Consider the following 13,732-nt stretch of genomic DNA (forward strand, 5'->3'; position numbering starts at 1 on the left):
GCACATCGCCTTGCTCTGCCCTGCCCCGCTTGCTCTGCCCTGCCCTGCCCTGCCTCACCCCAAGAGCGCCCGATTCCTGGCGTTCTGCCCTGACTCCGGCCCGCACGCCCGCCGAGGGGAACCCACATGGCATCAGAACCATCGCTGCTCAGCATGTCCGGCATCACCAAGTCGTTCCCCGGCGTCCGGGCCCTGGACGGCGTCGACCTCGACGTCCAGCCCGGTGAAGTGCACTGCCTGCTCGGCCAGAACGGGGCCGGCAAGTCGACCCTCATCAAGGTGCTGGCGGGAGCCCACCAGCCCGACGGCGGCACCATCCGCTGGCGCGGCGAGCCTGTCGTCCTGCGTTCCCCGATCGCCGCCATGCGCCTGGGCATCGCCACCATCTACCAGGAACTCGACCTGGTGGAACACCTGTCGGTGGCGGAGAACGTCCACCTCGGCCACGAACCCACCGCCGCCGGCTTCGTCGTCCGCAGGAGGCTTGCCCGTCAGTCGACCGGCGTACTTCTGGGACGACTTGGGCATGGCGAGATCGATCCGGCCCGTCTGGTGGGGGAGTTGTCGGCGGCCCAGCAGCAGGTGGTCTCCATGGCGCGGGCCCTCTCCCACGACGTCCGGCTGATCGTGATGGACGAGCCGTCCGCCGCCCTCGACCCGGACGAGGTCGACAACCTCTTCCGCATCGTCGGCGACCTCACGGCGGGCGGCGTGGCCGTCGTCTACATCTCCCACCGTCTGGAGGAGATCCGCCGCATCGGCGACCGCGTCACCGTGCTCAAGGACGGGCGGGCGGTGGCCGGCGGGCTCCCCGCGAAGACGACTCCCACCCGCGAGGTCGTCTCCCTGATGACGGGCCGAAACGTCGAATACGTCTTCCCCGAGAGGCCGGGGGTCGGCGTGCCGCCGACCGGGGCGAAGCCCCTGCTGGAGGTGCGCGGACTGGCCAGCAAGGGCGAGTTCGCACCACTCGACCTCGATCTGCGACCGGGGGAGATCGTCGGCCTCGCCGGACTCGTCGGCTCCGGCCGCTCCGAGATCCTGGAGACGATCTACGGTGCTCGCAAGCCCACGTCCGGCCAAGTGCTCGTGGACGGACGGCCGTTGAGACCGGGCAGTGTGCGGGCCGCCGTACGCGCCGGACTGGGTCTCGCCCCCGAGGAGCGCAAAGCCCAGGCGCTGCTGATGCTGGAGTCCGTCACCCGCAACGTCTCCGTCTCCTCCCTCGCCCACTTCTCACGCGCCGGCTGGATCGACCGCGGCGCCGAACAGGGCGCCGCCCGCGCCGCGACCCGCGAACTGTCCCTGCGCCCCGACAACCCGGCCGTGCCGGTACGGACCTTGTCCGGCGGCAACCAGCAGAAGGCCGTCCTGGCCCGCTGGCTGCTGCGCGGCTGCCGCGTCCTGCTGCTCGACGAGCCCACCCGAGGGGTCGACGTCGGCGCCCGCGCCGAACTGTATGCGGTCGTCCGCCGACTGGCAGACGAAGGCCTCGCCGTGCTGATGGTCTCCAGCGAGGTGCCGGAGGTCCTCGGCCTCGCCGACCGCGTCCTGGTGCTCCGCGAAGGACGCGTGGTCCACACCGCGCCCGCCCGCGAGCTGGACGAACACCGTGTACTCGACCTCGTCATGGAAGGAAGTCCGGCGTCATGACGCAGCCCGTCTCCCCGCCGCGGAGCAGCACCGACAAGGTGCCCCAGGACCGACCCGCCGCCTGGCGCGGCCTCGTGGTCCACGCCGACATCCGTACTCTCTCCCTGCTCGGCGTCCTCGCCGCGCTCGTCCTGATCGGCGGCATCACCAAGCCCGACGAGTTCCTCGACACCCGTAACCTCCAACTCGTCCTCACCCAGGGCTCGGTGATCGGCGTCGTCACGGTCGGGATGACCTTCGTCATCACTTCCGGCGGCATCGACCTCTCCGTCGGCGCGATCGTCGCCCTCGCCTCCGTCTGGGCGACCACACTGGCCACCCAGGAGTACGGCTTCGGCGGCATCCTCTTCACCTCCGTCCTCGTCGGCCTCGGCTGCGGCCTGGTCAACGGCCTGCTCATCGCCTACGGCGGCATGGTCCCCTTCATCGCCACCCTCGCGATGCTCGCCTCCGCCCGCGGACTGGCCCTGCAGATCACCGACGGCAAGACGCAGATCGTCACCTCCGACAGCATCCTCGACCTCGGCGAGCGCGATTCCTACGTCTTCGGCGTACCGCCCCTCGTCATGGTCTTCGCAGTCGTGACGATCATCGGCTGGCTCGTGCTGAACCGCACCACCTTCGGCCGGCGCACCGTCGCCGTCGGGGGCAACGCGGAGGCCGCCCGCCTCGCCGGCATCGACGTACGCCGTCAGCGGCTGTACCTCTACCTGCTGTCCGGCCTGTGCTGCGGCATCGCCGCCTTCCTGCTGATCATCCTGTCCGGATCGGGTCAGAACACCAACGGCAACCTCTACGAACTCGACGCCATCGCCGCCGCGATCATCGGCGGCACCCTGCTCAGCGGGGGCCGCGGCACCATCGTCGGCTCCGTGCTCGGCGTCCTGATCTTCACCACGATCACCAACATCTTCGCCCTGAACAACCTGCAGAGCGACGTCCAGCAGATCGCCAAGGGCGCGATCATCGTCGCCGCCGTGCTGGTCCAGCGCCGTACCGCGAGCACGACCTGAGGAAAGGGTTCACCGCCATGCCAGAGCCGATGAGATTCGCGAGCCGCTTCACCAGCCGCCGAGGTCTGCTCCTCGGAACCGCCGCCGTCTCGGCCGGTGCCCTCGTGACCGGTTGCACAAGCAATGACCCCAAGGACGAGGAGCCCGCCGCCGACACCCGGCCGGCCGCCGACGACAAGCCCGGCAAGCAGGTCACCATCGGCTTCGCCGGACCCCAGGCCGACCACGGCTGGCTCAACGCCATCAACGACAACGCCAAGAACCGGGCCAAGAAGTACTCAGACGTCACCCTGGAGATCACCGAGGGCTCGAACGACACCGCGCAGCAGATCGGCCAGATCGAGACCCTCATCAACAAGAAGGTCGACGTCCTGGTCATCCTGCCCGCCGACGGCAAGGCCCTCACCCAGGTCGGTCTCCAGGCGATGCGCGCGGGCATCCCGGTCATCAACCTCGACCGGATCTTCAACACCCCCCAGGCGTACCGGTGCTGGATCGGCGGCGACAACTACGGCATGGGCCTCAGCGCCGGTCACTACATCGGGGAGAAACTCAAGGGCAAGCCCGACGCCCGGGTCATCGAACTGGCCGGCCTGGACAACCTGGAACTCACCAAGCAGCGTACCCAGGGCTTCGACGACGCGCTGAAGAACTACCCGAACATCAAGAAGGTGGCCCGTCAGGCCGCCGACTTCACGGTCGAGTCCGGGCAGGCGAAGATGGCCCAGCTCCTCCAGGCGCAGTCGAAGTTCGACGCGTTGTGGAACCACGACGACGACCAGGGCGTGGGCGCGCTGCGCGCCATCGAGCAGGCCGGCCGCGACGACTTCATGATGGTCGGCGGCGCCGGTGCCCTCTCCGCCTTCCAGGCGATCAAGCAGGACACCGGCGTCCTCAAGGCCACCGTCCTCTACCCGCCCACGATGGCCGCCTCCGCCATCGACCTCGCCCGCGCCCTCGGGCAGAGCAAGGGCGTCGGCGGACTCGCCGAGTACGAGATCCCCGCCTCGATCACGCTCTACTCGGCGGTGGTCGACAAGGGGAACGTCGACCAGTACATGTCCACCGGCTTCCGGTGAGACACGGGCTCCGCCCGGCCGGCGCCGCGAGCCGGTCACCGGGCGGTGGCCACCGGGGCGCGCCGATGGCCGGGGAACCGCTTCCCGTCCCGTTTCCGCCTCGGCTCCGGTCGGCTCCCGTCGGTTCCCGGCCGCTCCCTGCCGGGCGTACGCCGTCGGCTCGCGGTGAACGACGCGCGGCGCAGCGATGCGCACCCCGGGCTGAGCGTGTGTCCCTGCGGGGTGCGTCCCGGCGAGGCCGCGCGGGTCGACGCGGGCCGTATACCGGGGCCGGGGCCGGGTCCGACGAGTGACCCGGCCGGGAGGCGCACTCCGGCCGGGAGGCGCACTCCGGCCGGGAGGCGCGCCCCGGCCGGGGGCGCGTCCCGAGCCACCTGCACGGCAGGCCCCACCCCCCCCACCGCGCCACGACGACGAGGAGGACACCTGCATGGAACAGCCGCAGCAGTCAGCGGGACCGGAGGAGGCCGGAGCGGAGGCCGGCAAGCCCCCGCTCCGCGTCGGCATGGTCGGCTACGCGTTCATGGGGGCCGCCCACTCCCAGGGTTGGCGCACCGCGGGCCGCGTCTTCGACCTCCCCCTGAGCCCGGTGCTCACCGCGCTCTGCGGCCGCGACGCCGCCGCCGTCCGCGCGGCGGCCGACCGGCACGGCTGGGCGACGACCGAGACCGACTGGCGGGCGCTGATCGCACGCGACGACGTGGACCTCGTCGACATCTGCACGCCCGGCGACAGCCACGCCGAGATCGCGCTCGCCGCGCTGGCGGCGGGCAAGCACGTCCTGTGCGAGAAGCCTCTCGCGAACACGGTCGAGGAAGCCGAAGCCATGACACGCGCCGCGGAAACCGCCTTCACAACAGGTGGTCGGCTGGCGATGGTCGGCTTCAACTACCGCAGGGTCCCCGCCACCGCGCTGGCCCGGCGCATGGTGGCCGAGGGCCGGCTCGGCCGGCTGCGGCACGTCCGGGTGACATACCTCCAGGACTGGCTCAACGACCCGGAGTTCCCGCTGACCTGGCGGCTGCGCAAGGAACGGGCGGGCTCCGGTTCCCTCGGCGACCTCGGCGCGCACATCGTCGACCTCGCACAACACCTCGTGGGCGAGCCGCTGGCCGGGGTCTCCGCGCTCACCGAGACGTTCGTACGACAGCGGCCGCTGCCCGGCGGACCGAGCAGCGGCCTGGCCGCGGGCGCCGGCGGGGCCGGTACCGCGACGGTCACCGTCGACGACGCCGCCGTGTTCACCGGCCGCTTCGCCTCCGGCGCCCTCGCCTCCTTCGAGGCGACCCGTTACGCCACCGGCCGCAAGAACGCCCTGCGCCTCGAACTCAACGGCGAGCACGGCTCGTTGGCCTTCGACCTGGAACGCCTCAACGAACTGTGGTTCCACGACGCCACCGAACCCGCCCTTCACGCCGGCTTCCGGCGCATCCTCGTCACCGAACCCGACCACCCCTACCTGGAGGGCTGGTGGCCTCCCGGCCACGGCCTCGGCTACGAGCACACCTTCGTCCACCAGGCCCGCGACCTCGTCCACGCGATCGCCGAGGGCCGTGTGCCACAGCCCTCCTTCGCCGAAGGGCTGCAGGTCCAGCGCGTCCTGGCGGCCGTCGAGGAGAGCGCCGAGAAGAACTCCGTCTACACCCCGATCGCCGACTGAGGAGGCTCGCAGCATGCCCCGCAGATTCACACTCTTCACCGGTCAGTGGGCAGACCTCCCCCTGGAGGAGGTCTGCCGGCTCGCCCGCGACTTCGGCTACGACGGTCTCGAACTCGCCTGCTGGGGCGATCACTTCGAGGTCGACAAGGCCCTCGCCGACCCGGCGTACCTGGACTCCCGGCGAGCCCTGCTCGACAAGTACGGCCTGAGCTGCTGGGCCGTCTCCAACCACCTCGTGGGTCAGGCCGTGTGCGACGCCATCATCGACGAACGCCACCAGGCCATCCTGCCCGCCCGCATCTGGGGCGACGGCGAACCCGAGGGCGTGCGGCGAAGGGCCGCCGCCGAGATCGCCGACACCGCCCGCGCGGCGGCCGCCTTCGGTGTCGACACCGTCATAGGCTTCACCGGCTCCGCCATCTGGCATCTGGTCGCCATGTTCCCGCCCGCCCCGGAATCCATGATCGAACGCGGTTACCAGGATTTCGCCGAGCGCTGGAACCCGATCCTCGACGTCTTCGACGCGGAGGGCGTGCGGTTCGCCCACGAGGTCCACCCGAGCGAGATCGCCTACGACTACTGGACGACCGTACGCACCCTGGATGCCGTCGACCGTCGACCGGCCTTCGGCCTCAACTTCGACCCCAGCCATTTCGTGTGGCAGGACCTCGACCCGGTCGGCTTCCTCTGGGACTTCCGCGACCGCATCTACCACGTGGACTGCAAGGAGGCCCGCAAGCGCCTCGACGGCCGCAACGGCCGCCTCGGCTCCCACCTGCCCTGGGGTGACCCCCGCCGCGGCTGGGACTTCGTCTCCGCCGGCCACGGCGATGTCCCCTGGGAGGACGTCTTTCGGATGCTGCGCTCGATCGACTACCGCGGCCCGGTCTCCGTGGAGTGGGAGGACGCCGGCATGGACCGGCTCCAGGGCGCCCCCGAGGCACTGAAGACCCTCAGGGCCTATGACTTCGAGCCGCCGTCGGCCTCCTTCGACGCGGCGTTCGGCAACTGATCCCACGCTCACCACAGGCTCTCCGGGATGACGGCGCATCCCGGCGCAAGCACCCGCACGTACAACCGGCCCCATCCTGGAGGCACCCGTGCACGGGAACGACCGCACCATCCGTACCGCCGGACACCGGACCCGCAGACGACGTCCCGCGCTGCACAGGGTCATCGCCCTGTTCGGCGGCGCCCTGCTGGCCGGGGCGTCACTCGGCCTCACCGCACCGCAGGCAGGCGCAGCCGTCGCAGGCCGGGCGGCCCCGGCATCCCCGGCCCCGGTCCCGGCCCCCGCAGAGGCCGTTGCCGCCGAGGACTTCCAGCAGGTCACCCTCGCCAAGGGCGAGGCGGAGGTCGGGGAGCCCATGTCCCTCGCGGTCCTTCCCGACCGCTCCGTCCTGCACACCTCGCGCGACGGCGAACTGCGCCTCACCGACGCCGCCGGCAACACCCGCCTGGCGGGCAGACTCGCCGTCTACTCCCATGACGAGGAGGGCCTCCAAGGCATCGGCGTCGACCCGCAGTTCAGCTCCAACCGCTTCATCTACCTCTACTACGCACCCCCGTTGGACACCCCGGCGGGTGACGCCCCCGAGACCGGCACGGCCGCCGACTTCGCGCCCTTCGACGGCGTCAACCGGCTCTCCCGGTTCGTCCTGAAGACCGACAACACCCTGGACGCCGCCAGCGAGACGAAGATCCTCGACGTGCCGGCCTCCCGCGGGCTGTGCTGCCACGTCGGCGGCGACATCGACTTCGACGCGGCGGGCAACCTGTACCTGTCGACCGGGGACGACACCAACCCCTTCCAGTCGGACGGCTTCACGCCCATCGACGACCGCCCCGACCGCAACCCCGCCTTCGACGCCCGGCGTTCCTCCGGCAACACCAACGACCTGCGCGGGAAGATCCTGCGCATCAAGGTGAACGCCGACGGCTCGTACACGGTCCCCGACGGCAACCTCTTCGCGCCCGGCACGGACCGGACGCGGCCCGAGATCTACGCGATGGGTTTCCGCAACCCGTTCCGGTTCAGCGTCGACAAGGAGACGGGCATCCTCTACGTCGGTGACTACGGCCCCGACGCCGGTGCCGCCGACCCGGCTCGTGGCCCCGCCGGACAGGTCGAGTTTGCACGTGTCACCGGGCCCGGCAACTTCGGGTGGCCGTTCTGCACGGGCGACAATGACCCGTATATCGCATACGATTTCGCGACGGGTGTATCCGGCGAGCCGTTCGACTGCGCCGCCCCGAAGAACACCTCGCCGCACAACACCGGCCTCACCGACCTGCCGCCGGCCCAGTCCGCCTGGATTCCCTACGACGGCGGGTCGCTGCCCGAGTTCGGCAGCGGCTCGGAGTCGCCCATGGGTGGCCCCGTCTACCACTTCGACCCGGCGCTCGACTCACCGGTGAAGTTCCCCGAGGCCTACGACGGCGACTTCTTCGCCGGGGAGTTCGGCCGCCGCTGGATCAAGCGGATCACCAGCGACGCCGAGGGCACCGTACGGGCGATCACCGATGTACCGTGGACCGGCACCCAGATCATGGACATGACCTTCGGCCCGGACGGCGCGCTGTACGTCCTCGACTACGGGGTCTCCTGGTTCGGCGGCGACGAGCACTCCGCCCTGTACCGCATCGAGAACGCCACCGACGGCCACTCCCCGGTCGCCCAGGCCGCGGCCGACCGCACCTCCGGTCAGGCGCCGCTCAGGGTGAGGTTCTCCTCCGCCGGCACGACGGATCAGGACGGTGACGCGCTCACCCACAGCTGGGACTTCGGCGACGGCTCCACCTCCACCGCGGCGGATCCCACGCACCGCTACCGCAAGAACGGCACCTACACCGCCACGCTCACCGCGAAGGACCCGAGCGGACGCACCGGCAGCGCGAGCGTGCAGGTGGTCGTCGGCAACACCGCTCCGAAGGTGACCCTCGAACTCCCCCGGGACGGGCAGCTGTTCAGCTTCGGCGACGCCATCCCGTTCAAGGTGCGCGTCACCGACCCCGAGGACCGCACCATCGACTGCTCGAAGGTCAAGGTCACCTTCGTCCTCGGGCACGACAGTCACGGCCACCCCGTGACCTCGGCGAACGGCTGCACCGGCACCATCCAGACCAGCGCCGACGGCGGCCATGACGACGACGCCAACATCTTCGGCGTGTTCGACGCCGAGTACACCGACGGCGGGGGCGGCGGCCAGGCGGCGCTCACCACCCACGACCAGAACCTGCTCCAGCCCCGCCACCGCCAGGCCGAGCACTTCGGGAACTCCTCCGGCGTCACCGTGACCACGCGGGCGCAGGCGCACGGCGGCCGGACCGTCGGCGAGATCTCCTCCGGCGACTGGATCTCCTTCACGCCGTACGTCCTCGCCGACGCCAGGAAGCTCGCCGCCCGCGTCGCGTCCGCCGGTTCTGGCGGAACGCTCGAGGTCCGCGCCGGCTCGCGCACGGGCACCCTGCTCGGCAGGGCGACCGTGCCGGCCACCGGCGGCTGGGACACCTACCAGGACGTCAGCGCCCCCCTGTCCCGCGCACCGAAGGGCACGACAACGCTCTACCTGGTCTTCAGGGGAAGCGGTTCCGCAGCCCTGTACGAGCTGGACGACTTCACCCTCACCGCAAGCTGAGAGGAGGCTCGCGTGCGCTCAACCGGCCGCCTGGCCACATCACTTGTGGGAGCCGCCCTGCTCCTCGGCGGCGTCACACCGCCCGCCGCCTCGCACTCCCCGTCCCCCGGTGACACACGCGTCCTGGTCTTCTCCAAGACGGCGGGTTTCCGGCACGACTCGATACCCGACGGCGTCGCCGCGCTGAAGGAACTGGGGGCCACCGACGGTTTCACCGTCCACGCCACCGAGGACGCGGGAGCCTTCACGCCCGCCAACCTGCGGCGCTACGACGCGGTGGTCTTCCTCTCGACCACCGGAGACGTCCTCGACGACACCCAGCAGCGGGCCTTCGAGGACTACATCCACCGCGGCGGCGGATACGTCGGCATCCACGCGGCAGCCGACACCGAGTACGACTGGCCCTTCTACGGCGGCCTGGCCGGCGCCTACTTCCAGTCGCACCCGGCGATCCAGTCCGCCACGGTCGACGTCGAGGACCGCGCCCATCCAGCGACCTCGGGACTCCCGCGGTCCTGGATCCGCACCGACGAGTGGTACAACTACCGCTCCAGTCCCCGCGACCGGGCGCACGTCCTGGCCTCGCTCGACGAGTCCTCGTACACCGGCGGCACCATGCGGGGCGACCATCCGATCGCCTGGTGTCAGGACTACCAGGGCGGCCGCGCCTTCTACACCGGCGGCGGTCACACGAAGGAGTCCTACGCGGATCCGGCATTCCGCAGCCACCTGGTCGGCGGAATCCTGTATGCGGTCGGCGAGATCCAGGCCGACTGCCGACCGGAGAACGGATACCGTCCGCTGTTCAGCGGCAGCACGCTGGACGGCTGGCGTCAGGCCGGCCCCGGCTCCTTCACCCTCGCCGCCGACGGCACCCTCACGTCCTCGGGCGGGATGGGCCTGCTCTGGTACGCCGCCTCGGGCTTCTCCTCGTACTCCCTGAAGCTCGACTGGATGATGGCAAGCGCTTCCGGTGACGACAACTCCGGTGTGTTCGTGGGCTTCCCGCCCTCCGACGACCCCTGGTCGGCGGTGAACAGCGGCTATGAGATCCAGATCGACGCCACCGACGTACCCGAGAAGACCACAGGGTCCGTCTACGGCTTCCGGTCCGCCGACCTGAAGAAGCGCGACCGTGCGCTGAACCCACCGGGGGAGTGGAACACCTACGAGATCCGCGTGGAGGGCGAACGCCTGCGCGTGTGGCTCAACGGCGTGAAGATCAACGATTTCACCAACACCGACCCGGCCCGGAGCCTGCGCGACGGTCACCTCGGTCTCCAGAACCACGGAACCGGCGACCAGGTGTCCTTCCGCGACGTCCGGATCAAGGAACTGCCCGTCAAGGGCTCCTGAACGGCGGCGGGCGGAGGACGCCGGACTTCCGCCCGCCGTCACCACCCCAGCGCACGGCGCGCACCGCCTCGCCGCACCGCTCTGGGCGCGACCCTCTGCGGCCCCGACCGCCCGCGCCCACCTCTCCGCCTTCACCCTCTCCGCGCCCAGTTTCGCGCACGACAAGGAGGCCGCCCATGTCCGCGCCCCGCCAACTCCCCCCTCGCGTCGGCGTCTGGCTGATCGGGGCCCGGGGGTCCGTCGCCACCACCGTCGTGGCGGGCTGCGCCGCCCTGACCGCCGGACTGCGCCCGCCGACGGGCCTGGTCACCGAGACCCCTGCCTTCGCCGGCAGCGGACTGCCCGCGCTGTCCTCCCTCGTCTTCGGCGGACACGACACACTCGACTGCCCACTGCCCAAGCGAGCCGAACAGCTTGCCGCCGGCGGCGTCCTCCCGCCCGGCCTCCCCGCCGCCGTCGAGGCCGAACTCGCCGCCGCCGAACGGGAGATCAGGCCGGGTGGCCCGCTCCCCGGCGACACTCGCGACGAGGAGGAACTGATCGCGGCCTTCGCCACGGACCTGCGCGACTTCGTACGACGGCTGGGCCTGGACCGCGCGGTCGTGGTGAACGTCGCCTCCACCGAACCCGCCTCCACCGAATCCGCACCTACCGAGCCCGCTCCCACCGAATCCGCACCTACCGAGCCCGCTCCCACCGGAGCGGCCCTTCCGGCCAGTTCCCTCTACGCCGCGGCGGCCCTGCGCGCCGGCTGCCCCTACGTCAACTTCACCCCCTCGACCGGCCTGCACCACCCCGGCCTGGCCGGTCTGGCCGCGTCGAGCGGGCTGCCGTACGGAGGGCGCGACGGCAAGACCGGGCAGACGCTGCTGCGGTCCGTCCTCGGGCCGATGTTCGCCCAGCGGGCCCTCGCCGTGCGGGCCTGGTCCGGCACCAACCTGCTGGGCGGCGGCGACGGAGCCGCCCTGGCCGACCCGGCGGCCGCCGCGGCCAAGAACGCCGGCAAGGAACGCGTCCTCGCCGACACCCTCGGCACGGTCCCCGAGGGGCAGGTGCACATCGACGACGTGCCCGCCCTCGGCGACTGGAAGACCGCCTGGGACCACGTCGCCTTCGACGGCTTCCTCGGCACCCGCATGGTCCTCCAGACCATCTGGCAGGGCTGCGACTCGGCGCTCGCCGCCCCGCTCGTCCTGGACCTGGCCCGCCTCCTCTCCCGCGCCCACGAGCGGGGCCTGTCGGGCCCCCGCCCCGAACTCGCCTTCTTCTTCAAGGACCCCGTGGGGGACGCACCTGCCTCCCTGGCGGAGCAGTACGCGGAACTGGAGAGGTTCGCCCGCCGACTGAGCGAGGAGGACGGACGGTGAGCGGGGGAGAGGCGGGGCATCCGGCAGATGACCCGGCGCCCACGACGGAGCAGCGCCGTACTCCCGATCCCCGTACCCCCGACCTGCGTGCGTGGGCCGAACTCCTGCGCCTGCCCGCCCTGTTCACGGTCCCCGGCGACGCGCTCGCGGGGGCTGCCGCGGCCACCGCCCGCCCCGACGGCCGTACGGTCCTGGCGATCGCCTCCTCCCTCTGTCTCTACGAGGCGGGTATGGCTCTCAACGACTGGGCGGACCGTGCGGAGGACGCCGCCGAGCGCCCGCACCGCCCGTTGCCGTCCGGCCGGGTGCGGCCCGCCGCCGCCCTCGGCGCGGCCTGCGCCCTCACCGCGGCGGGCCTGGCCCTGGCCGCCCGTGCGGGCCGCTCCGCGCTGACGGTCGCGGCCCCTCTCGCGGCGACCGTGTGGTCGTACGACCTCGTGCTGAAGGGCACCCCCGCCGGTCCGCTCGCCATGGCCGCAGCCCGTGGCCTCGACCTCCTCCTCGGCGCCGCGGCCACCGGCGGCCGGCTCGGCCAGGCCCTTCCCTCGGCCGCGCTCCTGAGCACGCACACCCTCGCCGTCACGACGGTCTCCCGGCACGAGACCCGCGACGGCACACCCGCCGCTCCCCTCGCCGCCCTCGCCACCACGGGCGCCCTGACGTGGCTGCTGCACCACCGGTCCCCGCGCGACCGGTCGACGCCACGACGGCGGCGGACCGGCCTCGCCGCCGCGACGACCACGGCCCTCACCGCCGCCTACGCCGCGACCGTCGCCCGCCCCTACCTCCACGCCGCCCTCAATCCCTCACCCCCTCTCACCCAGCGGGCCGTCGGAGCAGGCGTCCGCGCCACGATCCCCCTGCAATGCGCCCTCGCCGCCCGTTCGGGAGCCGTCGCCACGGCGCTGCTGACGGCGGCCCTCGCCCCGGCCGCCCAGCGGTTCGCGAAGCGGGTGAGCGTCACATGAGCGCACGGCAGCCGTCCTCCTCCGCTCTCCCGGAAGGAGTCCCGCCGGGAGTTTCGGAGAACACGCCACGCCCCCACCCCCTCCGTTTCGGCTACGGCACCAACGGTCTCGCCGACCTCCGCCTCGACGACGCCCTCACCCTCCTCGCCGACCTCGGCTACGACGGTGTCGGACTGACCCTCGACCACATGCACCTCGATCCGCTCGCTCCGGACCTCGCCACCCGCACCCGGCGCCTGGCGCGGCGTCTGGACGCGCTCGGGCTGGACGTCACGGTGGAGACCGGCGCCCGCTACGTCCTCGACCCGCGCCGCAAGCACGGACCGTCGCTCCTGGACCCGGACCCGGCCGACCGGGCCCGCCGTGCCGACCTGCTGATCCGTGCCGTCCGGATCGCCGGGGACCTCGGCGCCCACGCCGTGCACTGCTTCAGCGGCACCCTGCCACCCGGCACCGACCCTGACACGGCCTGGAAGCGCCTCGCGGAGACCCTCGCCCCCGTCCTGGAGGCCGCCGCCACCGCCGGTGTCCCCCTCGCCGTCGAACCCGAACCGGGTCATCTCCTCGCCACCCTCGCCGACTTCCACAAGCTGCGCCTTCTCCTCGGTGACCCGGAGCCGCTCGGCCTCACCCTCGACATCGGTCACTGCCAGTGTTCGGAACCGCTGCCGCCCGCCGACTGCGTGCGCGCGGCGGCGCCCTGGCTGCGGCACGTGCAGATCGAGGACATGCGCCGTGGCGTCCACGAGCACCTTCCTTTCGGCGACGGCGAGATCGACTTCCCGCCCGTCCTCGCCGCCCTCAGTGCCACCGGCTACCAGGGCCTGACGGTCGTCGAACTGCCCCGCCACTCCCATGCCGGGCCACAGCAGGCCGAACTGTCCCTCCCGTTCCTGCACCGTGCGGCGACTCCCGCGCCCTCCGACGGCCGTACGACCGCCCCCGAGGCGATCGCCCGCCGCGCCGAGCACCAGGCATCGCGGCCCACCCACCAGACG

10 protein-coding genes are annotated in these 13,732 nt (G+C 71.9%); all 10 read left to right on the plus strand.

What is annotated here, in order from left to right; all coding sequences use genetic code 11:
• Positions 1-126: 126 nt before the first annotated feature.
• Entirely contained in the window at positions 127-1,653 is a 1,527-nt protein-coding gene (locus P1P75_RS12175) for a sugar ABC transporter ATP-binding protein (RefSeq protein WP_319254472.1), read from the plus strand.
• Positions 1,650-2,666, plus strand: coding sequence for an ABC transporter permease (locus P1P75_RS12180; RefSeq protein WP_319254474.1), 1,017 nt, complete (start codon positions 1,650-1,652; stop codon positions 2,664-2,666). Before P1P75_RS12175 ends, P1P75_RS12180 begins: the two co-directional genes overlap by 4 nt.
• 17 nt (positions 2,667-2,683) lie before the next feature.
• Positions 2,684-3,745: a substrate-binding domain-containing protein gene (locus P1P75_RS12185; RefSeq protein WP_319254476.1), complete on the plus strand. Its 1,062-nt coding sequence runs from the start codon at positions 2,684-2,686 to the stop codon at positions 3,743-3,745.
• A gap of 430 nt (positions 3,746-4,175) precedes the next feature.
• Positions 4,176-5,405: a Gfo/Idh/MocA family oxidoreductase gene (locus tag P1P75_RS12190; protein ID WP_319254478.1), complete on the plus strand. Its 1,230-nt coding sequence runs from the start codon at positions 4,176-4,178 to the stop codon at positions 5,403-5,405.
• A gap of 13 nt (positions 5,406-5,418) precedes the next feature.
• On the plus strand, positions 5,419-6,417 hold the full coding sequence (locus P1P75_RS12195) for a sugar phosphate isomerase/epimerase family protein (protein ID WP_319254480.1): 999 nt from the start codon (positions 5,419-5,421) through the stop codon (positions 6,415-6,417).
• A gap of 88 nt (positions 6,418-6,505) precedes the next feature.
• Positions 6,506-9,043, plus strand: a complete 2,538-nt coding sequence (locus P1P75_RS12200; protein WP_319254482.1) for a PQQ-dependent sugar dehydrogenase — start codon at positions 6,506-6,508, stop codon at positions 9,041-9,043.
• Between the two features lie 12 nt (positions 9,044-9,055).
• On the plus strand, positions 9,056-10,399 hold the full coding sequence (locus P1P75_RS12205) for a ThuA domain-containing protein (RefSeq protein WP_319254484.1): 1,344 nt from the start codon (positions 9,056-9,058) through the stop codon (positions 10,397-10,399).
• A gap of 176 nt (positions 10,400-10,575) precedes the next feature.
• On the plus strand, positions 10,576-11,766 hold the full coding sequence (locus P1P75_RS12210; RefSeq protein WP_319254486.1) for an inositol-3-phosphate synthase: 1,191 nt from the start codon (positions 10,576-10,578) through the stop codon (positions 11,764-11,766).
• 83 nt (positions 11,767-11,849) lie between these two features.
• Entirely contained in the window at positions 11,850-12,734 is an 885-nt protein-coding gene (locus P1P75_RS12215; protein ID WP_319254498.1) for an SCO3242 family prenyltransferase, read from the plus strand.
• A partial coding sequence (locus tag P1P75_RS12220; RefSeq protein WP_319254488.1) for a sugar phosphate isomerase/epimerase family protein occupies positions 12,731-13,732 on the plus strand: 1,002 nt, incomplete at its 3' end. The genes P1P75_RS12215 and P1P75_RS12220, both read left to right, overlap by 4 nt.

It is taken from the genome of Streptomyces sp. ID05-39B (assembly GCF_033794725.1).
Classification (GTDB): domain Bacteria; phylum Actinomycetota; class Actinomycetes; order Streptomycetales; family Streptomycetaceae; genus Streptomyces; species Streptomyces bobili.